Raw genomic sequence first — 23,020 nt, forward strand, 5'->3', positions numbered from 1 at the left:
TATATTTATAAATGTAAAATAATTAACTTTGTCGCATGAATTTTCTAAGATTGCTTTTTACAGTCTACTTCATGGCATTATCATTAATGCCATGCATGGATGTTGCAAAAGCGCAATCAAAAAATGAAAATGTATCATATTCCTATATAAAATCTGAGCAAAACGATGCTCATTCAAAAACAGATTCTTGTTCTCCTTTTTGTTATTGTAATTGCTGCAGAATCAGCGTTACTTCGCTCAAAATAAATCCTGTTTTAGAATATCGTAAACAGATAAAAGAGTACTATTCTAAAAAAATTCTTTTCATAAAGAATGACTTTGCATATTTGGTGTACGATCAGATATGGCAACCTCCTAAAATATAATTTTTGTTAATCAGACGGAAGAATTGTCTTTCGTCAAAACAGTTATGGAAACATTGCAATAGCATTGCGTTGTATTCTTACTCATTTTTGTCGCTCGATTTTTAGAACAAATAGTTGTTCCAAAAGGTAGTTGTGACATTCAATAAAAATTATATTCTCATGTTAGATAAAATCATAAGATTTAGCATCAAGAACAAGATTGTCATTGGTATAATGACCTTGTTGTTGATTATTTGGGGAGTTTGGAGCGCAACCAAACTTCCGATCGATGCCACACCCGACATCACCAACAATCAGGTTCAAATAATCACGGTATGTCCTACTTTGGCCGGTCAGGAAGTTGAACAGTTGGTGACATTCCCTATAGAACAGAGTATTGCTAATGTTCCTGATATTGAGGAGACCAGAAGTATTTCACGATTCGGTTTGTCTGTAATCACTGTTGTATTTAAAGAAGAGGTTGACGTTTATTTTGCCCGCCAATTGATCAGTGAAAAGCTGAAGCAGGCTGCTGAAGAAATTCCAAAAGGAATTGGCACACCAGAGTTGGCTCCGGTAAGTACAGGACTTGGGGAAGTATATCAATACATCCTTCATCCAAAGAAAGGAAGTGAGAAAAAATACGATTCCAAAGAACTTCGTACAATGCAGGACTGGATCGTTCGAAGACAGCTTAATGGTACTCCCGGAGTTGCAGAGATTAACAGCTTCGGAGGACAGCTAAAACAATATGAGGTCGCTGTTAACCCTGATCGTCTACGAGCGATGGGAGTTAGTATTTCTGATATTTTTGCAGCTCTTGAAAAAAATAATCAGAACACAGGCGGAGCCTACATTGACAAAAAGCCTAATGCTTATTTTATCCGTGGAATTGGACTTGTGACCTCTCTTGAAGATGTTGGGAATGTTGTAGTTAAAAATGAAACAGGGAGTGTGCCTATATTCATTAAAGATGTTGCTGAGGTTCGTTTGGGAAGTGCGGTTCGATATGGTGCCATGACATTTAATGGTGAGGTGGATGCTGTAGGTGGAGTGGTGATGATGCTTAAAGGTGCTAATAGTAATGAGGTAGTGCAATTAATCAAAGAAAAAATACCAACTATTCAAAAATCTTTACCTACTGATGTGATTATTGAGCCTTATTTAGACAGAACTAATCTAGTTGGCAGAGCTATTGATACTGTCGAGAAAAATCTTATCGAAGGAGCGTTGATAGTGATTTTTGTGCTGGTAGTATTTCTCGGTAATTTACGAGCCGGTCTTATTGTGGCATCTGCCATTCCGTTGTCCTTACTCTTTGCTTTGGGAATGATGAACGTTTTCGGAGTAAGTGCCAACTTAATGAGTTTAGGGGCGATTGATTTTGGATTAATTGTCGACGGAGCTGTTATTATTGTTGAAGCGACTCTTCATCACTTAGGATTGCGGAAAACAACACGTCTTCTTACCCAGTCTGAGATGGATGAAGAGGTATTTCTTTCAGCTTCTAAAATCAGAAGCAGCGCAGCATTTGGGGAGATTATTATTTTGATTGTCTACATTCCTATTTTAACGTTAGTAGGTGTTGAGGGTAAGATGTTTACTCCGATGGCTAAAACTGTAGGTTTTGCAATCTTTGGTGCATTGATATTATCATTGACCTATATTCCAATGATGAGTGCACTTTTTTTATCGAAGAAAATCTCGCATAAAGAAAATTTCTCAGATAAAATGATGAACCGACTCCAAAAAATCTATCAACCTCTACTAGAGAAAGCTTTAAAAGTAAAATATTGGTTAGTAAGTGTTACTGTTGCATTATTTGCAGTTTCATTATTTATATTTGGAAGAATGGGGGGCGAGTTTATCCCTCAACTCCAAGAAGGTGATTTTGCTTTTCACTGTATTCTTCCACAGGGAAGTTCATTAAGTCAGAGTATTGAAACCTCTATGCAGGCCTCCAGGCTGATCAAGCAGTTTGACGAAGTTAAAATGGTTGTAGGGAAGACCGGTGCTGCTGAAGTGCCTACTGATCCAATGCCTCCTGAAGCTACTGATATGATGGTGATCTTAAAACCGCAAAGTGAATGGAAAACAAAAAAATCATATGATGAATTAGCAGATGAGATCTCTGAAAAGCTTGAAGCTATTCCCGGGGTATTTTTCGAAAAAAATCAACCGATCCAGATGCGTTTCAATGAGTTGATGACAGGAATCAGACAAGATGTAGCGGTTAAAATTTTCGGTGAAAATTTAGATTCTTTAGCGATATATGCGGATAAAACAGCAAAAATTATTCAGTCTGTTAATGGTGCGAGTGCTCCACAGATCGAACGTGTTAGTGGTCTTCCGCAAATTAATGTTGAATATGACCGCACAAGAATGGCTAATTACGGGCTGAATATTGAAGACGTAAATACTGCTGTAAGTACTGCTTTTGCAGGTCAGGCTGCAGGTCAGGTATTTGAGAATGAAAGAAGGTTTGATCTGGTGGTTCGTTTGGATAGTTTACATAGAACCAGTATTGATGATGTCAACAATCTGATGGTGTCTACGAAGACAGGAATACAGATCCCGCTTTCACAGGTGTCCAATATCAATTATAAACTTGGCCCCGCACAGATTAGTCGTGAGGCAGGTAAAAGGAGAATCGTCATTGGTTTTAACGTAAAAGGCCGAGATGTAGAAAGTGTAGTAGAAGAAATCCAGCAGAAGCTTAATAAAGAAAAATTACCATCAGGATATTATTATACATATGGCGGACAATTTGAGAATCTTAAAGCTGCCAGTAAACGACTGACCATTGCTGTACCTGTATCATTATTTTTGATCTTTATGCTGTTATATTTTACTTTTGGTTCGCTAAAGCAGGCTGCCTTGATCTTTACGGCAATTCCAATGAGTGCTATCGGCGGTATATTCGCGTTAATGCTTCGCGGTATGCCTTTTAGTATCAGCGCGGGAATTGGGTTTATTGCATTATTTGGTGTAGCGGTACTTAATGGTATTGTGTTGATCGGAACATTTAACGAGTTAGAGAAGGAAGGTGAAACCAATATTTTAAAACGTGTGATGGAAGGAACTAAAACTCGTCTGAGACCTGTTTTAATGACAGCCACAGTCGCATCATTAGGATTTTTACCTATGGCAATTTCAACCGGAGCCGGGGCAGAAGTTCAGAAACCTTTGGCGACCGTTGTAATCGGGGGACTGGTTACAGCAACTTTCTTGACTCTTTTTGTTTTACCGATGTTATACATTATCTTCAGTACTAAACTAAAAATCAAAAAGCCTTCAGGTAATAAGCCACTGACAGCGGTTTTAGTTTTAGGTTTTTTATTCATTGGACAGACCTTTAACGCACAACAAGGTACCCCTGTTACAGTTGAGGAAGCTACGAGCATCGCATTGACCAACAATAATTTAATGCGGTCGAAAGATTTGGATATTAAAGTAACAGAGGCACTGAAACCTACTGCTAAAGAACTTCCAAAAATGAGTTTAGATGCTCAGTTAGGCCAATACAACAGTAAAAAATTCGATCAATCTTTTTCTATATCTCAAAGTATTCCGTTTCCAACATTGTTTAAAGCAAGAAGAGAACTTATCGCTGAACAGATCAAAGGAAAGCAGATCAATAAGGAGATTTCGGTCAACGAACTTGCAAGACAGGTTAGGACCTATTACTATCAGATCGAATATCTGCAATTTAACCAGTCAAAATTAAAAAATCTGGATAGTTTATATCAGGATTTTATAAGAATTGCTACGGTCAGATTTAAATCAGGAGATATTAAAAAGATAGAGATCAATACTGCAGAAACTCAGAAAGGGGAGATCAATTTGTTGTTGAAGCAAAATGAAGTTTATTTGAATAATGCATACAAAAACTTAAAAACCTTATTGAATACTTCGGGAGACATCTCGGTTCCTTATAACACAAATTATGAGCCCCTGAAAGCTAATTATGTATTTGACAGCGCGTCAATAGCGAATCATCCAACAGTAAGGTCTTACTATCAGGAGATGACCATAGCAGAAAAAAATAAAAACGTTGAAAGGTCTCTGGGCCTACCTGATTTCAGTATAGGTTACACCAATCAGTCTTTAATCGGTACCCAGACGATCAATGGTATGGATCGGAATTTTAATGCGGGAAATAGATTTCACGCAGCAACTATTGGCGTTACGATTCCCCTGACTTTCGGTGCTACAAAAGCGAGAATGCAATCTTGGGAGTTCCAAAAGCAAGTAGCGGAATCTAATGCAAAATTACAGCAAAAACAGCTGGAAGCGCAACTGGAAAACGCTTTGAATCAATATCAGCAGGATGTAGAGCAATATAATTATTATATTAATCAGGCTATACCCAATGCTGAGAAAATAGCTAAAGCCGGACAATTGGGATATAAAACAGGAGAAATTTCCTACGTTGAATATCTTTTTGCGCTTCAGACTTCTACCAATATTCAATTAAAGTATCTCGAATCGATTCAACAGGTTAATCAATCTGTTATTACCATTAATTCTATCATAAACAAATAAAATGAAAATTAAATATAATATAGTATCTACGCTGTTAATTTCTTTTTTAGTCTTAAGCTGTGGAAAAAAAGAAGCCTCTGAGGAAACGGAAGTAAAAGCAAAAACCGAACAGGTAGAGGAGGCTCATGAAGAGGCACCGCAAACGATCGCGGCATTAACAGAAGAACAAATGAAAGCAGTCGGAATCTCCTTAGGTAAAATTGAGATGAAAGATCTGACCTCACTTGTTAAAGCCAATGGTGTATTGAGTGTTCCCAACAATAGAAAAGCTACCGTTACCTCTCTGTATGGTGGGGTGATTAAGACATTAAATGTACAGATAGGAGATCATGTGAGGAAAGGGCAGGTAATTGCATCAATCAATAATCCCGAGTATATTCAGCTTCAGGAGCAATATCTTACAGTGAACAGCAGGATCGCGTTTGCTGAACAGGAATATAGAAGGCAACGTGAACTATTTGATAATGATGCCGGAGCAAAAAAGAATCTGCAAAGCTCTGATGCTGAATTAAAAAGTTTAAGAACCCAAAGATCATCACTACAGAGACAGCTCCAGCTTATGGGGATCAGCCCGGGTAAAGTAAGCAATGGTAATCTACGATCTGGGTTGGTTATAACTTCACCGATCAGTGGAACCGTAAGCAGTATCAATGCGCAGATTGGAAGTTATGTTGATGTGGCATCACCAGTTCTTGATATTATTGATAATAGTTCTATCCATTTAGATCTTCAGGTTTTTGAAAAGGATCTACCTAAAATGAAAGTTGGACAAACTGTACAGTTTAAGCTGACCAATAATCCGGAAACTTTGTATAACGCTACCGTATTTAGTATCGGGTCGTCATTCGAAAATGAGAGTAAAACGATCTCTGTACATGCGAGTGTTACAGGAAATAAAGTGGGGTTGATCGATGGGATGAATGTTACCGGAATGGTAAGCCTTGGAAACTCAAGCACCGCTGCCGTTCCTGATGAAGCAATCGTGGAAGCTGACGGTAAATTCTATGTTTTCATACAGACTTCTAAAAAGCCTGAAGAACATGCTGAAGAGGAAGAAGGGGGTGAGAAAGAGGAAGGTACAAAAGAGGCAGCGCATACCAAGAATCAAGGAAAAACATTGAATTTTGAGAAAATAGAAATTGTTAAAGGTTCTTCAGATCTAGGTTATACTGCAATCACTCCAGTGACCAAAATTGCACCTGATACAAACATTGTGGTAAAAGGTGCATTCTTCGTCAATGCTAAATTATCTAATTCAGGAGGGCATGAAGATTAGATTTATTATTACGAAAGCCTTTATATAAAAGTTTCAGCTGTAATAAAAAATAACATTATGCTACGAATCGAATTAAATCGTGAACTACGTATCATAATGTTATATCAAATCTATAAACAAAAGTTATGTTACTAAACAAGAAAATTTCAATCTGGTATTTTATTGATCAAATTAAAAGCCAAATATTACTGATTGTTATACTTGCTGTAGGTATAGGTTTGTTGGATCTGCATCCTATTTTCAAAAAAATATCAATTCCATTAAGCATTCCCGCAATTTTAGGAACTGCTGTATCACTGCTACTTGCATTTAGGACGGCGCAGTCATACGAGAGATGGTGGGAAGCAAGAACCGTTTGGGGTGCTATTGTTAATGATTCCAGGTCTCTTATCCGATTAATTATTCAGTTCATTCCTCAGGATAGTGCGGACGTTAAAATATTTGCAGAAAGACAAATCGTATGGGTCTATGCGTTAGGCGAAGCATTAAGAAAACAGCCTTTTTCCGGTAAAGTAGGGGAGTATTTGAATATGCATCAGATTAACGCTGTTAATATACCCAATGCAATTTTGGATGAACATTCTTATCACTTAAGACAAATAGCCGAAAAAGGATTGGTATCAGATTTCAAGGAGGTTCAGCTTAACGAAGTTCTCATGAGGCTGTGTGACAATATGGGAAAATGTGAAAGATTGAAAAATACGGTATTTCCACGTGCCTATAGTATTTTACTGCATACTCTTATATATGTTTTTGCTTTTATACTCCCTTTCGGATTGGAAGATTCCCAGCTCACCTTGGAAATTATTACAACGATCACTATTCCTCTGCTATTTATAGCCATTGAGAAAACAGCAATCATCATGCAGGATCCTTTCGAGAATACTCCTGTGGATACGCCAATGACATCTATTGCACAAACTATAGAAATCAATATTTTACAGATGATCAAAGAAAATGATATTCCTGTTAAAAAAGAAAATAATACTTACTTCGAAATGTAGAGTCAATCTAGTAAATACATAAAATTATGAGCGACACAAATAAACAGACTGGATCTGCATCAAGCAGACATAAGAAAAATTTACTCATCGTCCTAGCACTAAGTGGTACTTATCTTATTGCTGAAGTCATTGGAGGAATTGCAACAAAAAGTCTTGCATTGCTTGCGGATGCTGCTCACATGCTAACAGATGTTGTCGGTTTACTCCTAGCATTTATTGCAATCAAAATTGGTGAGAGAAAGGCTAGTCCTGAAAAAACATTTGGGTACTATCGCACAGAGATTTTGGCTGCTGTGATTAATGCTGTTGTGCTATTGGGTATCTCATTATTTGTTTTATATGAGGCATTTCAAAGATTTAAAAATCCTCCTGAAGTGCAAAGTGGCTCCATGATGATCGTTGCAGGAATTGGTTTTGTGGTCAATATCATCGGTATCCTTATCATAAGAAAGGACTCCAATGAAAGTCTTAATATGAAAGGTGCTTATTTTGAGGTCTTGTCGGATATGCTGACATCCGTAGGAGTAATGATCGCAGGTGTGATAATGCTGACAACACAATGGTATTACGCAGATCCGATCATTTCTGCGGCAATAGGTCTATTAATCATTCCCAGAACCTTAAAGTTGCTTATGGAAGCGGTTAATGTCTTATTGGAAGGTACACCGAAAGATGTAGATATCAGCAAGCTTAGAGCATCACTGGAAGAACTCCCGGAAATCAAGGGACTCCACGATCTTCATGTTTGGTCTCTTACGTCAGGCGTTAATGCCATGAGTGCTCATGTGATTGCAGATGAAAATAAAAATCGCAACGAAATCCTGAAAATATTAACAGACAAAGTGACAACAGATTTTAAAATAACCCACACCACTTTTCAAATCGAATATGAAGGCTATGATGAAAGTGTAATACACTTATAGATGAACGGTAAAAATAGATTGATAATAAATAAAATCTAATGGTTAGTTCTCTATCACATAAAATTGATTTCAAAGGATAATAATGTTTTAATCACTTATAAAACTTGTTTATGAGACTAATTAAAATTAAGAGAAGCACTTATAGCCTGCTCACTAATTTTTTCTTATTATACATGATCTTGTCCTTTTTTCTTAGGATAGGGCTTTCTGTGGCCAGCATTCAAAAAGCTGATCTTAGTTTTATTTCATTGTTGAAAGTATTTGCTATGGGATTTTTGTTTGATATTGGTGTAGGGGTATTTTTTGTGCTACCATACAGCCTATATCTGCTTTTGTTTCCCCAGAAATATAATAATTCGCTTTTCAATAGAGCTATGACTTTTTTTTGTTTTACTGTAGCTGTGCTTATATTGTTGTTTTCATTTTTTGCTGAAGTAACATTCTGGCAGGAATTTGAAAGTCGGTTTAATTTTATTGCAGTTGATTATTTGGTTTATACCTATGAAGTAATCAATAATATTAATGAATCATATCCTTTGCCATTGCTCATTACAGCCATGTTACTAATGACCTCTTTGGTATTTTTACTTTTCTATAAGAGGCATTATTTCACAGATAATTTTGAAGGCAGTACACCTTTTATACAGCGATTCACTATTTTTTTAGGATTGCTTTTTATTTCAGTCTTCTACACATTTTTTATTGACAACAGTTTAGCAGAGAGCAGTGAGAACAGGTATAGGAATGAGTTGTCAAAATCAGGAATCTATTCTTTTTTTTCAGCTTATAAAAATAACGAGATCAATTATGAGCACTTCTACACACTCATCGATAATAGAGAGGCGTTTAATATTGTGAGAACTGATCTGCAGGAAACTGACTCACATTATGTATCAAAAGATTTCTCAATTGTACGTAACATTAAGGGAGATGACTCCTCTGAGAAGCCCAATGTTATTATGATCACATTGGAAAGTTTCAGTGCAGACTTTATGAAAACATTTGGCAACAATCAGAATCTGACACCTACGTTGGACTCATTGGCGAATCGAAGCATTTTATTTACCAATATGTATGCTACCGGAACAAGAACCGTGCGAGGAATGGAGGCACTTTCACTTGCCGTTCCGCCTACACCGGGGAATAGTATTGTTCGTAGGAAAGACAACGATAATCTGACCACTGTAGGATCTATCTTCGGTCAAAAGGGATATGATACTTCATTCTTATATGGTGGTGATGGATATTTTGATAATATGAATAATTATTTCGGTAATAATGGATACACAATTGTTGACAGGAAAAGAAATTCTTTTGTAGGGGAAGATTATCAGTCTCCAAGAATACCAATAGAAGACAATGAGGTCACTTTTGAAAATGCCTGGGGTATTAGTGATGAAAATCTTTATGATCAGGTGATAAAGCAAGCAGATCAAAAATTTGCAGCGGGGAAACCTTTTTACGATTTTGTAATGAACACTTCCAATCATCGTCCTTATACATATCCTGAAGGAAAGATTGATATTCCCTCGGGATCGGGAAGGGAAGGCGCCGTGAAATACACAGATTATGCGATCGGTCAGTTTTTTAAAAAGATAAAGAATAAATCCTGGTACAAAAATACCATTGTTATAATTGTTGCAGATCATTGTGCCAGCAGTGCGGGCAAGAACGATATCGATGTCGCAAAATACCATATCCCTGCAATGATTGTCAACCTGAACGACAACGAACCATTCAGAATTGAAAAAATGTGCTCTCAGATCGATTTGTATCCAACACTTTTCGCACTTTTAGGTTGGACATATCAGAGTAATCTTTATGGTAAAAATGTTTTAGGCGAAAGCTATATTCCAAGAATATTTGTAAGTACCTATCAGAAACTTGGATATATGGAAAACAACAAATTGGTTATTCTAGGTCCACAGCAAAAAACAGAGACGTATTTGTATGACAAGGAGAAAAATAAACAAAATCCAGAGATGCTGTCTGAACAGTATGTAAAAAAAGCGATAGCAAATTATCAGTCGGCCTACTATCTTTTCAAGAATGAAGGATTAAAACAGAAGCGGATTAAAAAGGGGAATATAACCACAACTAGATAAAGTGATATAAAATGGATCTAAAATTTGAACTTTTACTTGCCGGAAAATTATTATTAGCACTGTTTTTTGGCGCGATAATAGGTTTCGAAAGAGAAACTGCCCATAAAGATGCAGGGGTTCGCACTTTTGGCGTTCTCTGTATGGCTTCTTGCTTATTTGTGGCAGTTGCCTCGCATCTTACAGATGATAAATCTGCAATAGCGAGAATGTTGGCGGCGATACCTGCCGGTTTAGGATTTATCGGAGCTGGACTGGCATTTAAAGATAGTTCCAAAAGCATGCAGGGGCTTACAACATCCACTGCTTTATGGGCTGCATCGGCAATAGGATCTGCCCTTGCACTGAACATGTTTTTGTTATCTTTTTTAGCAACTGTTCTTACCTTGTTCATCTTAAGTATTAACAAATTTGGCTGGTATAAAAAAATTCTAAAAACCGGAAGACAATCAGACCAGGATATATATATAAAGTAACCTAAAAATCATAAAAATAATATTATTATGGAACATAAACACATCTACGACGAAAATGGAAAGCAGCTCTGCTGTACTCCACAGGAAGGCAAAATCTATAAAGATGCTGGAGCCAAAAAATTAGTTGAAGAAGACGGATGCTGCGCTCCAAAGAAGAAAACGGAAGATCATCAACATACAGATGATGATGGACATGATCATGCAGAAACTGATAAAACAGCGTTTCAGATGTTCTTGCCTGCGATTATTTCTTTGGTATTGTTATTAGCAGGCATTGCATTGGACAATTACATTAAGCCTGAATGGTTTAAAGACTGGGTACGTATTGTCTGGTACGGTGTTGCTTATCTACCGGTAGGCCTACCGGTTTTAAAAGAGGCATTTGAAAGTATCAAACAAGGTGATGTGTTTTCAGAATTTTTCCTTATGAGCATTGCAACGATAGGGGCTTTCATTATCGGAGAATTTCCTGAAGGAGTAGCGGTTATGTTGTTCTATGCAGTAGGAGAGGTTTTTCAGACTCTGGCTGTGTCGAGAGCTAAAACCAATATTAAGGCTCTTTTAGATCAACGTCCTGATGAGGTAACGATTATTGAAAATAATCAGCCTAAAAAAATCAAAGCTGCCGAAGCCAAAATCGGGGATACGATTCAGTTAAAATCAGGAGAAAAACTGGCATTGGACGGAGAACTGATCTCCGATTCTGCGTCTTTCAATACCGCAGCGTTAACAGGAGAGAGCAAACCTGATTCTAAAAATAAAGGTGAAACAGTTTTAGCCGGAATGATCAATATGAACAGCGTAGCTTTGATTAAGGTTAATACAGCTTATGAGGATAGCAAACTCAGTAAGATCCTTGAACTGGTACAAAATGCAACAGCTCAAAAAGCTCCGACTGAACTTTTTATCAGAAAATTTGCAAGAATTTACACCCCAATTGTGGTTGCATTAGCTGTTTTGATCTGCTTAGTACCTTATTTCTTTGTTGATGATTATGTTTTCAGAGATTGGTTGTACAGAGCATTGATTTTCTTAGTTATATCTTGTCCGTGTGCATTGGTGATCTCTATCCCGCTTGGCTATTTTGGAGGTATCGGAGCAGCGAGCCGCAATGGTATATTATTTAAAGGAAGCAACTTTTTGGATAAGATCGCTGAGATTCAGAATGTGGTAATGGATAAGACCGGAACTATGACAGAAGGTGTTTTCAAAGTTCAGGACGTTACCATTAAAGAAGGATTTGACAAAGATGAGATTCTCCAATTGGTCAATGTTGTTGAAAGTAAAAGTACCCATCCTGTGGCTACTGCTGTTCACGAGTTTGTAGGAGAGATCAACAATTCGATCAATTTAGAGGATACTGAAGAAATTGCAGGGCATGGGCTTAAAGCGAGAGCTAATGGGAAGGAAATCCTGGTGGGTAATTTTAAACTATTGGATAAATTTAAGATCGGTTATGATGTAGACCCATCCAAAATCGTATATACGGTGATAGCTATCGCATATGATGGAAAATTTGCAGGATTCATTACGATTGCCGACCGAATCAAGGACGATGCAAAGCAAGCAGTTGAAAAACTTCATAGCTTGAATGTAAAAGCGACTATGCTAAGTGGTGACAAGACAACTGTAGTAAAATATGTGGCTGAGCAGATCGGTATTGACAATGCTTTTGGAGACCTGCTTCCGGAAGATAAGGTCAACAAGGTCAAAGAAATCAAAGCAAGAAATGAAAGTGTGGCTTTTGTTGGTGATGGTGTAAATGATGCGCCTGTAGTAGCATTAAGTGATGTTGGAATAGCAATGGGTGGACTTGGCAGCGATGCGACCATCGAAACTGCCGATGTTGTGATCCAGGATGATAAACCATCAAAAATACCTATGGCGATCAATATTGGAAAGAAGACCAAAAGGATCGTCTGGCAGAATATCATTCTTGCCTTTGTTGTAAAAGCCATCGTGCTCGTACTTGGAGCTGGTGGACTGGCTACGATGTGGGAAGCTGTATTTGCTGATGTGGGAGTTGCTTTGATTGCAATACTCAATGCAGTCAGGATTCAAAGAATGAAATTTTAAAAGAGATTATCACAGATAAAAATAGAGCAAATTCTAGTATCCTGTTTCCTTAGGATATTACAATTCTAAGGAAAATTTGCCTCCACTCATATTATTAAGATTGAGTTCCCATAAAAGATGGGAACAGGGAAGTTACATCCAATTTTACGATATAAAATTGAATACTATTAATGTTAGATCCGAACAATAAAAATCAGAAATATAATTTTTATGTGGACTTATGTAAAAAAAAACTCAATACTAATCCTTTTACTGAAATTCTCTCTAAGTATTTATGCTCAGGATAGTTTGTCATTGCAAAAAACTGCTCAACAAGATTCTTTAATAATAAGAGATGATACTTTGGATTATAAAAAACTTATTGTTCCGGTTAGCTTGATATCGGCAGGTGCAATTGGTTTTACAATTCCTGAAATCAAAAAGTTTGATTATGATGTGAGAAGGGAGGTAAACGATCATACATTAAACAATTCAAAATTAGACAACTATACCTTATTTGTACCAGCTGCGCTCGTTTATGGTTTAAACATAGCGGGTGTTCGAGGGAAACATAACTTAAAAGATCGAACGATCATTTTAGCAACATCACAAGCTATCTTATTGGCAATAGTTATTCCTTCAAAATCATTGATCGGCAGGGAGCGGCCTGATCAATCAAATTATATGTCATTTCCCTCAGGTCATGCAGCGATCGCATTTTCAACTGCACAGTTTATGTTCAGAGAATATAGGGACAGCAATTATTGGATCAGTCTGTCAGGATATCCGTTTGCCATTTTTACTAGTGTGTACAGAATCATCAATAATAAGCATTGGGTTACAGATGTCCTGTCTGGTGCTGGTATCGGAATTTTTTCTACTGAGATAGCATATTGGTTATATCCAAAGATCAAAACTTTATTTAAAAGTAAGAATGAAAAAACATTATCTATGATTTCTCCTTATTTCCAGAAGAGTTATCAGCAGAAAAGTTTGGGTTTGAATTACCAGCTATTTTTTTAAATGAGAAATTATGGGATTTAAAAGACGATTTAGGAGACGAATAATCAGGAGGGGAAAGCATCGGCTTGCGTCAGAAGATATATTCTATTTGATAGTTTTTAGTATCCTGATACTATCTCTTATAACATATGGATTTAAGAAATATTTTCATCCTGTCAAAGACCATCATTTTAAATATCATCAAAGTAAAAACTAATCAATCTACTTCCTAAAACGATCAATAGTTAACTATGGACAGATAGAAATAATATTTTTTTAGAGTAATGTTTTAACATATCACGTTTTTAAAGGACATTTAAAATTATTTAGATGTTTGAAGCAATATTGTTTAAAACAATGGAAAGTATTTAAAATCAGTAGATTATAGCTTTGTTTTGGCATCTTATTTGCCTTTCACAAATAACAACATATATAAATTAATATTCACCTTTAAATTAAAATGTTATGAACAGCGAAGATCAAAAAAAAGAGACACACGACCATCCAGAACATCACGAACACAAAGAACATCATCCGCACAAGGAACATCACGAGGGTCCTGAACATGCAGATGAGCCGGAGCATCACGATGAGGCCGAGCATCATCAAGAAAAAGAACATCACGATGAGAAAGAACATCATGATGAGAATAAGAAGTAAATAGCATAGTTCTTATAAATACTGAATTTCAATACTGGAATTCAGTATATTTTTAATAATATAATGTACCGTATTTTAATCTTTCTTCATAAGTGAGCATTTTCAAATATTAATATTTAATTGAGTCGTTATGTATAAAATCTAGATTGAATTCGCTAATTCCAGTAATCCTACGAAACAGTCTTTCTTGCTTTTTGTCCCTTAACAAAAACATAAAGAATATCCACGGAGTATTAACTCAAGAATGACTTTTTGCTCAATCCTAAGATCTGCGGAGGCAAATTATTAGAAATACGTTGAAATACCAAAGCTGAAGCCTACAGTTTTTGCCGCAGGGTTCGCAAAAATGTCTTTCTGTTTCTGAAATCTATAATTAAGTCTAAAAACAGTTTGTGCATTGGGTCTAAAACTGATTGCAGGCATAATACTCCATAAATCTTCTCCAATTTTGCTGTTGTCTTCTCTGAAATGACCTACGTTCCAATCTACATACTCTAAACGGCATGCAAGATTAACGGTTGCTCTTTCCCAATCCAAAATTTTTCTTTTAATTATTGGCTGAACAATGTCTATAAATCCTCCATGCTGCCTGTCTCCATATTGTTGTGTATAAGTTTCCGGGACATCTACTTTAACCCAAGCCCATTCTGCAGTAATTAAAGTTCCAAGGTTTGGAAGTGTATTATTATAATCCAATGCAAATACCCGAACCCTTCTTTTATCGTCAACCTGAAGACCTTCATCCTGAAATTTATTATAGATTCCTCCCATATAAGAGACTCCAAATTCTCCTGCTTTTTCATGTCTTGTGGCAATTTTTGCTGTTAAAAGAGGAACACCGCTGTTAATTTCTTCAAAACGTTCAGGATTACTTTTGGCAGCAGGTAAGTACGTTTTGTTTTGATTATTGTCAATAATTGAATTATCAAAATTTCCTGATAGATATACCTCGTATCCGAACATCCACTCGGCTTTATACATTTTTCCATAAAATCCGAAACCAGCATTACTGAATGTAGCAGGCAACATTTCTGTAGCAGATATAGGACGATCGGTAAACTCCCATTTCGGACCGTCATGATTTTGGTTGAAAGCACCAATTGGATTCATAATAATTCCTCCTCTCAAATTAAGCAAGGGATTAAACTCTACATCAATGGCAGCAAATTCAATATTAATCTCTTTACCTCCTTCTTCTAATTCTATTTCACTCAGAAATTTAATTTTTGAGGAAATTGTAGAAGATACAAAAAGTGTCATCCTACGTAATTGAAATTGATGTCCATCAGATATACCATCAGTGCTGATATGCTGCCAATTGGCTTCCGCATAGCCACCAATAGAGACAGGCACTTTCCCTAATCCTAAGAAGGGACGCTTGTAAACGGCATCCATGTTCAAAGAGCGAGAACTGTCTACAGGTATTCTTTTTAGTAATTCAGAATCTATCTGTGCTGTGGCTTCCTGAAAAATTAAAATTATAATTAGATAGATAATTTTTTTCATACCGGTTTTTTTAAAGAAATTTTCAAAAAATCCGATTCTATGTATACTGGAAATTTTCTTAAGGTCTGATCAGCAGGACCGTTTTGTACTAAACCTTGGTTGGAAAATTCACTACCATGTGCAGGACACTGTAGCTTATCTCCAAATACTTGTAACTGGCTACCCTGATGGGTACATTGCATCCATAATGCTTCATACTCAGTTTCCGAAAAACGAAATACACAAATGGGATATTTGAGAGATTCATTTTGAATAATTACATAGGATAATTTTTTGTCAGGATATTTTGTATCCATAAAATCCTCCAAAGGCAATATGATATAATCGTCTTTAATCGCTCCTGAAATCATTTTATTGCTTATACACCCTGAAAGAATGGGAGGAATTGCAGTAAAGCCTAAACAGACCAAACTGCATTTTTTGAGAAATTCAAGTCTGTCCATAATTATAAGGATTTCAAAAATTTAATAATAGCTTCTTTTTCTTGGACTGGTAATTGAGTGTAATTGGTTCTGCTGGTTGCAGCCTCTCCCCCGTGAAGCTGTATTGCTTCTTCTATACTTTTTGCCCTGCCATCATGCATTAAGAAGTATTGACCGCCTTGTGATTTTGGAGATAAACCTAACCCCCACAGTGCAGGCGTACGCCATTCATAAGTTTTCGCAGTGCCTTCCGTATAGTTGTCATCCAAAGAAGCACCCATATCATGAAGTAATAAGTCTGTGTACGGATAAAACTTTTTATTGGATAATGGTGAAATTGAGGAGGATGAAGTTTTCAGTTCCGGGACATGACATTTATTACAACTTATCTGAGAAAATATAGTCTGACCTTGTTTAATGATACTATTTTCTGCGTCTCGCTGAATAGGTGTTTTCAATGTACGAAGATAAAATACAACATCTGCGATGGTCTTATCAGAAACTTCGGGATCAACATTCATTCCTGAATAAACATCGTGAGGATTAAAAGTTGAAGTAATGCCCATATCTTGATTGTAAGCATTAACGGTTTGTTGTAGTAAACTGTATGTGGATGCCTTTTTACCAAATCTTCCGATATACTTCCCTCCTTTTGTTACAGCAAAGAAGAATGGTGCTTGATATGCCGGAAGATCAATATAATTGGGGACTCCTGAGATGCCATCATTATTTGTATCAAAAGGGTCAGCCATTGCCAAAATATCCATATCAGAAACCAATTCAATAAAACCTAATCCGGTATTGGCAGGCGGAGTAAATTTAGAAAATGTTGCTCCGGGAGGAATTGCTTCCGGAGTATAACCTGGTATCGCCCTATTTTGCAATTGAGGACCACCTAAAAGCAAAAATAAATTTCCTGTTTCGTCAGTCTGTCCAAAACGTATAAGAGTAGTAAAGGGAGTCCCTTTTCCATCACCAGCATGACAGCTTCCACAACTTGTTGCCACGAAGGTTGGACCAAGACCTTTCCCGACCGTGAAGGTTTCATCGTTAAAGGCGATATCCCCTCGCAAAAATTGTTGGTTTTCAGCATATGATAACCCCACAATGGAGCCATCAAGTAATTCACTCTCATCTATCGCTTCAGGCTGAAGTTTATCACAAGCTTGTACGATCAGAAAAAGAAGATAGAAAATTATAATAATAGGTATATATCTCTTGCTCACGTTTTTTTTTCAAATATAATAAAAAGTTAGATTAATCTAACTTTTTATTTCGCTATGTCTAATTATTTTTATGACTGCTGTGCATTTATAGCAAACACTATAAATAAAGATTAGATAATTTGAAACGGAATTTAATCTCAGGATATGTGCTGTTAGGATATTTTTCTTGAAAAACAATAACCTTTATCGCATAGTAAATTAATGTGGATATTGAACAGTCCTAGTGTACAAATTTTAATAGCCAGACGAAACAGTTGGTTGCCAAGTGCTAAGGTTGACCGTCTTAATAGTAGTAGGTAATTATTTTTTGTAAATTATACAATTTTACCATCTAAACTTACCAAAGATAAAAAGGATGATAGTTCATTAATGATTTTTGGTTTGGGGATTTATATCAAAAGCGAAAAATGATTAGGGCAGGGTATATTTGTTATTTGAAAATCTGTGGATTATGGAAGAGATAGAAAAAAGATCTACATTTATTTGTGAAAAATAAAAAAAAACATATCTTTGCACCAGTAAAAACGACGCACTCTATTTTTGTTTATTAAAGTGACCTATTCGGTGACCTAAAAATAAGAGAACGACATAAAGCTTATGGATAGGGAGTTTTTCAAATAAGAACAAGTCCCGTCCGGATCGCAGAAGTTTTATCAATTTCTTTAAAAAATTGATCCGGTAGTTCAGCTGGTTAGAATGCCGCCCTGTCACGGCGGAGGTCGCGGGTTCGAGTCCCGTCCGGATCGCCCGAGTGAGAAGTCGCCAATTTGGCGACTTTTTTCGTTTGTAACTGTTTGATAAACAAATTTATATCCGATTACAAAAGGGTTCGAGAAGACCAAAATAAAATTGTAGGATTTTTAGGCTATTTCTCGAACCGCTTCTTTGTTTTTGGTGTAAAATGCAAATATTTAAATATGGTAATGATATACTTAAATGTACCACAACTGTTCATTTATAATTAATTTCAGAAATGTGATCTGGTAAAATTGAATAGTTGAAAGTTAAATTTATGTATTTCTTATATTGATGCATTTAAGTATATTGTTACCTTCATATAATAATAACATCCATTATAACTAAATTATAGTCTAAAAAAAGATATTCTATTATTTTTCAGACAAAAGATCCCGGTCAATTCTGACCGGGATCTTATTTATTCTTTATCTGTTCCAAATATTCCTGTGGTGTCATTAGAAACTTACTTTTAAATACTCTGTTGAAAGTCGCCTGATTATCGAAGCCGATGTTAAGATATATCTCTTTCAGGAGTACCTGCTCATTATTTTTATCCTTTACATATTCGGTAAAAGCATTTAATCTGTATTCATTGAGGTAAGTTTTAAAATTATTTTTTGAATATTTATTTATGGCTGATGAAACATAGAGGTGATTTGAATTGATTTCTTTTGCCAGTAATTGTAAACTGTACTCTGAAGATCTCCATGGCTGATTAGTCTTCATGTGACTCTCTATTTTCTCAAACAATAGCTTATAAGTAGACTCATCTTCCAGAAAATCTGATGTTTTATTCAAAATATTATTAGAATTTATTCTATAGGATTTTTGTTTAATGAAAAAAAATTCGTCAATCGTTATTTCGTTACTGATTTTAAATATATGAATTGTCCTCAATTTATTGATTTGTACAAAATAATACAGATAACAAAAAAATAAGACCAGAGAAAAAGTAATGGTGAAAATTTTTAAACATTCTAAATATACATCAGTAAAATGCGTCTCAATGGGAAGAAAATACTTTATTAAGTAGCTGATAGGAAAAACTAATATTATGGAAGTAGATAAAATGAAAGCCCTTTTAAAATCAAAGAAAAGTAAAAAGCCTATCGGAAATAAAAAGATATATAGAAATATGATAGTCAGGTTGTCACTATAACTTACAGAGCAGTACAGTATTAATAATATCAAATATAAATAAGAGGTCAGTTTTCCTAGCTTAAGGAAATTAAAATTGGAAGTGTAAAACAGAAAAACATAACTGGGAGTTATTAAACATAAAATGGCAATATCCAGAGTAAAATATACATACTGTTTGAAAAGTAAATTAAACAAAGCCAAAAAGACATGTCTTATAATGACTAACAAGGTAGAATATTTTGCAAATAAAAGCTCAAACTCTACTATTTTTTTTTCAATATCCATTTTTTCGTAAATAAAACTTAAAAGTTAAAGCCTAAACAGTAAAACAAAATAATAAAACATAAAATATAATATGTTGATTTTTAATGTTTTATTTTATTCGTTTTTTATGATTTACTCTTTTTATGTTCTGTGGAATTATTGCAATAAAGTATCATTTAATTTGTCGCAATAATTATCGAAGCAAAAATATATAATTTTCATTCATTTGCAAAAAATAATTATATAGAATCAAATTATTGATGCGATTTTAAATGTATAATTTAAATTTTATTGAAAATTATTCAGAATTAATTGAATTATTTTGTTTGATTAAAAGCTTTGGCTGTATATAGTAGAGAATTTAGTATGAAAAATTTTAAAGAGATCCACATCGGAAATTATATTAAACAAAGAGCGTTGAACTGTGATATGGAAATACCACGTTTGTGTAAATCTTTTAAATGTTCCGAAGAAGATATTTACAGAATGTTTAAAGCAAAGACAATGGATTCTGGAGTCCTGCTGCAGTGGAGTAAATTGTTAAATTATGATTTTTTTAGATTATATACACAGCATTTAATTCTATATGCTCCGCTATCCCGTAATGTCTCCGTGAATAAAAAAGTAGCCGATAGTTTGCCTAGTTTCAAAAAAAGTATTTACACCAAAGAGATCATAGATTTTATTATAGAGTTAATAAATACCAATGAAAAAACAATCAATGAGATTCTTAATGAATATAAAATACCAAAGACCACATTGTACAAATGGATCTCAAAATACAATCAGCATCAAAAAAATTAATAAATAAGATTAAGCTAGAATATATAAACAAGACACTTCCCTCATGCATAAAACAAAATTACCTGCTCTATATCAATAGGGTTAAATCCGTCAGAGCTCCATAACTACAGATCATATTAGTTAATTAAAAACAAAAATCGAAATAATCAAGAAACAATTTAAAAACAAAAATTCAGATGAAAAAGTTATATCAAATCCTATTTATTTTGTTAAGTCTGCTTTCATACTCTCAAGTAGGCATTAATACTACTACTCCAGATGCAAATGCAGCTTTGGATATTACCAGTGATAATAGAGGGCTATTAATTCCTAGAGTGATTCTGGTAGCTCTTAGAAACCCTGCTCCTTTAACAGCGCATGTCAAAGGTATGGTCGTATATAATAAAAGTGCAGTGGGCTCTACTGTTCACGAAGGCTTCTATTATAATGACGGTTTACAATGGGTGAAAGTTAATAAAGACACTTCAGCCTTAGTGTCTTTTAATGCTCCGGATCCCAATCAGTCAGGAACTGTATTTTCTCCTGATCTGCAGAGCAGTATCAACAACATATATGCATCTTCTATAGATGGATCTTATTGGAAATATGATGATGTGAGTGCAACTTATATTTCTTATCAGCCGGATCCTGCTACTGAATGGTATTTAGCAGGAACCACTACAGATGCAGCTTCTAATAAAAACAATGCTGTGTACAGAATAGGTGAGGTAGGTATAGGGAATAATACCAAGATAGATCCAAGTGCTATGTTGGATGTCAATTCCAAAACTAAAGGTTTATTACCTCCAAGAATGACTCAGGCAGAACGTGATGCTATTGTGTTACCTGCAGAAGGATTAGTCGTATATTGTACAGATTGTAATGGTGGTCAAGGTTGCTTGGTTTATAATTATGGGAAACCGAGTACTCCTTTGTGGGAATGTTTAGGAAAACCTAATACAGCTTCGGTAACCGTTGATTGTGCATCAAGTACTGTAAATGGAACTTACATTAAAAATGTTGCCAATACTGCAGCCAACACAGTTACGTTTAGAATTGTAAATAATTCGTTTGCAGCAATTGTGCTTCAAAATTTCTCAACCTATGTTACGCTTCATGGAGCATCTACGGGAATGTCTATTCCGGCAAACCAAAACCAGTCTGTTAGTCTTAATCCCGGACAAAGTACAGACTTGGTGTATACAATTTCCGGCACACCAACTTTAGAAGGTGATTTTATTGCAAGGTTTTCTGGAAATGGATTATATTGTGAGAAAATCGGAACCGTTAAAGGCTCAACAGTTACACTAGATTGTGCAAATGCCGCTGTGAACAATTTGGTACCATTTAAAAATCTGAAAAACGGTACAGCTTATACAGGAACGATCACCATACCTTATACTTCTTCCCAAGGCGGTGTTCCTTACGGTGCGCAAACTATTAATGTAAGCGGACTTACCTTGACTAGATCTGCGGGAACATTTAATACTTCAGGAACAGTGACTTATAATATTAGCGGTACTTATACAGGAGTTGACTGTGCTGAAATTACAGCCACTATTAATGTAGTAGGAAGTGAGACTTGCAGCGTGAAAATTGGAGGGACTACAGACTTTAAGTCAGGAACTTATACAGGATCTAATAATGGATATGGAAGTGCTTGTGCAGCTACGCAAACTTCCATGACTGATAATAGCTTCTCAACAGGTTGGGCATCAGCATATGGAAATGCTTCTGTAGGCACATATATCCAGATTGATTTCTCCACAGAAAAAACACTTAAGGAAGTGGTAATATCAAGTGGTACGATAAGCTGTTGGTCTCCATATCAATCTTATGTTGATGACTATACAAACTATTATACAAATTATTATCAGGCGTATTATGGGCAACCTGCTTATGAGATCCAATATTGGAGTGGTACAGCTTGGGTAAAAGCAGCTAATGTACCAACATTAAGTGAAAGTTCATTAACTAGAATAGCAACCTGCGGTATAAAAACTACAAAAATAAGAGTGGTAGCCGTAAATGCAGCCTATTGGGGAGTAGGAACTTTCTATCCGGTGGTTTATCAATAAGATTGTAATAAACTCAGATACAATTTAAAGCCAGGAGGAGAGAGGCGCCTCCTGGTTTTTTAAAATCTTGACGATAAAATTGAAAAACACATTATGGAAAAAATACTGCCTGACTATAAGAAGATATATCAGGATATTATTGTTAAAAAATATCCCTACAAAAGAAACAAATGTGAAACTATATTAAAAAAAGAAAATCTGTCTGTTTGGGATATTATTAATCTTAATGATATCCTATTTGGAATAGGAAATAGAGAAACGTGTAATTTTAATCAGAAGCATCGTTCATATTCTAAACCCGATATATTGGAAATTCTAGATTATCAGCAAAAAAATAGCCTTAATAATACCCAGTTGGCCAATCGATTCAAACTTAGCAGAAATACAATTGCCAAATGGAGAAAAATCTATCTATTAAGCAATTAAACCATTAACCCAAATATTTTAAAAACCCGTTAATATCTTCACAATAGGAT

Annotated in this window: 17 protein-coding genes and 1 tRNA gene; 14 read left to right on the forward strand and 4 right to left on the reverse strand. The window is 35.4% G+C overall.

Annotated elements, in window-relative coordinates; all coding sequences use genetic code 11:
* The first annotated feature begins 35 nt into the window (after positions 1–35).
* From SOP96_RS04545 to SOP96_RS04590, 10 genes are all read left to right on the forward strand, one after another.
* Positions 36–365 carry a DUF6660 family protein gene (locus SOP96_RS04545; protein WP_072410597.1) on the forward strand — a complete coding sequence of 110 codons (330 nt, stop codon included), beginning with the start codon at positions 36–38 and terminating at the stop codon, positions 363–365.
* A gap of 159 nt (positions 366–524) precedes the next feature.
* A complete protein-coding gene (locus SOP96_RS04550; RefSeq protein ID WP_072410604.1) occupies positions 525–4,889 on the forward strand; it encodes a CusA/CzcA family heavy metal efflux RND transporter in 4,365 nt (1,454 codons plus the stop codon).
* A 1-nt stretch (position 4,890) separates the two neighbouring features.
* Positions 4,891–6,165, forward strand: a complete 1,275-nt coding sequence (locus SOP96_RS04555; RefSeq protein WP_028123472.1) for an efflux RND transporter periplasmic adaptor subunit — start codon at positions 4,891–4,893, stop codon at positions 6,163–6,165.
* 125 nt (positions 6,166–6,290) lie between these two features.
* A complete protein-coding gene (locus SOP96_RS04560; protein WP_028123473.1) occupies positions 6,291–7,169 on the forward strand; it encodes a bestrophin family protein in 879 nt (292 codons plus the stop codon).
* Positions 7,170–7,195: 26 nt separating this feature from the next.
* Positions 7,196–8,092, forward strand: a complete 897-nt coding sequence (locus tag SOP96_RS04565) for a cation diffusion facilitator family transporter (RefSeq protein ID WP_072410598.1) — start codon at positions 7,196–7,198, stop codon at positions 8,090–8,092.
* Positions 8,093–8,466: 374 nt separating this feature from the next.
* Positions 8,467–10,197, forward strand: a complete 1,731-nt coding sequence (locus SOP96_RS04570; protein WP_228400877.1) for an LTA synthase family protein — start codon at positions 8,467–8,469, stop codon at positions 10,195–10,197.
* An 11-nt stretch (positions 10,198–10,208) separates the two neighbouring features.
* On the forward strand, positions 10,209–10,670 hold the full coding sequence (locus SOP96_RS04575; protein ID WP_034975913.1) for an MgtC/SapB family protein: 462 nt from the start codon (positions 10,209–10,211) through the stop codon (positions 10,668–10,670).
* A gap of 27 nt (positions 10,671–10,697) precedes the next feature.
* Positions 10,698–12,746 (forward strand): heavy metal translocating P-type ATPase, encoded by a 2,049-nt coding sequence (locus SOP96_RS04580; protein ID WP_040995614.1) that lies wholly within the window; start codon positions 10,698–10,700, stop codon positions 12,744–12,746.
* Between the two features lie 210 nt (positions 12,747–12,956).
* Positions 12,957–13,748: a phosphatase PAP2 family protein gene (locus SOP96_RS04585; RefSeq protein ID WP_034975909.1), complete on the forward strand. Its 792-nt coding sequence runs from the start codon at positions 12,957–12,959 to the stop codon at positions 13,746–13,748.
* Between the two features lie 444 nt (positions 13,749–14,192).
* Entirely contained in the window at positions 14,193–14,387 is a 195-nt protein-coding gene (locus SOP96_RS04590; protein ID WP_034975906.1) for a hypothetical protein, read from the forward strand.
* A gap of 285 nt (positions 14,388–14,672) precedes the next feature.
* On the opposite strand, the gene SOP96_RS04595 is transcribed toward SOP96_RS04590, so the two are convergent.
* From SOP96_RS04595 to SOP96_RS04605, 3 genes are read right to left on the reverse strand one after another with little or no spacing between them, the layout of a single operon-like run.
* Positions 14,673–15,893 (reverse strand): hypothetical protein, encoded by a 1,221-nt coding sequence (locus SOP96_RS04595; protein WP_034975904.1) that lies wholly within the window; start codon positions 15,891–15,893, stop codon positions 14,673–14,675.
* Positions 15,890–16,336: a QcrA and Rieske domain-containing protein gene (locus SOP96_RS04600; protein ID WP_051879933.1), complete on the reverse strand. Its 447-nt coding sequence runs from the start codon at positions 16,334–16,336 to the stop codon at positions 15,890–15,892. The genes SOP96_RS04595 and SOP96_RS04600 overlap by 4 nt, the downstream gene beginning before the upstream one ends.
* Before the next feature lie 2 nt (positions 16,337–16,338).
* Positions 16,339–17,541 carry a di-heme oxidoredictase family protein gene (locus SOP96_RS04605; RefSeq protein ID WP_072410600.1) on the reverse strand — a complete coding sequence of 401 codons (1,203 nt, stop codon included), beginning with the start codon at positions 17,539–17,541 and terminating at the stop codon, positions 16,339–16,341.
* Positions 17,542–18,213: 672 nt separating this feature from the next.
* Between SOP96_RS04605 and SOP96_RS04610 the strand changes: the two genes are divergently transcribed.
* A tRNA-Asp gene (locus SOP96_RS04610) sits at positions 18,214–18,287 on the forward strand.
* A 406-nt stretch (positions 18,288–18,693) separates the two neighbouring features.
* Here the strand turns inward: SOP96_RS04610 and SOP96_RS04615 are convergent.
* A complete protein-coding gene (locus SOP96_RS04615) occupies positions 18,694–19,077 on the reverse strand; it encodes a helix-turn-helix domain-containing protein (RefSeq protein ID WP_326319874.1) in 384 nt (127 codons plus the stop codon).
* A 972-nt stretch (positions 19,078–20,049) separates the two neighbouring features.
* Here SOP96_RS04615 and SOP96_RS04620 point away from each other — a divergent pair.
* The 3 genes from SOP96_RS04620 to SOP96_RS04630 all read left to right on the forward strand — a co-directional run bounded on the left by SOP96_RS04620 (position 20,050) and on the right by SOP96_RS04630 (position 22,970).
* Positions 20,050–20,487, forward strand: coding sequence for a transposase (locus SOP96_RS04620; RefSeq protein ID WP_326319875.1), 438 nt, complete (start codon positions 20,050–20,052; stop codon positions 20,485–20,487).
* 272 nt (positions 20,488–20,759) lie between these two features.
* Positions 20,760–22,544, forward strand: coding sequence for a hypothetical protein (locus tag SOP96_RS04625; protein WP_326319876.1), 1,785 nt, complete (start codon positions 20,760–20,762; stop codon positions 22,542–22,544).
* 93 nt (positions 22,545–22,637) lie between these two features.
* Positions 22,638–22,970, forward strand: coding sequence for a helix-turn-helix domain-containing protein (locus tag SOP96_RS04630; RefSeq protein WP_326319877.1), 333 nt, complete (start codon positions 22,638–22,640; stop codon positions 22,968–22,970).
* Positions 22,971–23,020: the final 50 nt, after the last annotated feature.

The sequence above is a fragment of the Chryseobacterium salviniae genome (assembly GCF_035819015.1).
Lineage (GTDB): Bacteria > Bacteroidota > Bacteroidia > Flavobacteriales > Weeksellaceae > Chryseobacterium > Chryseobacterium salviniae.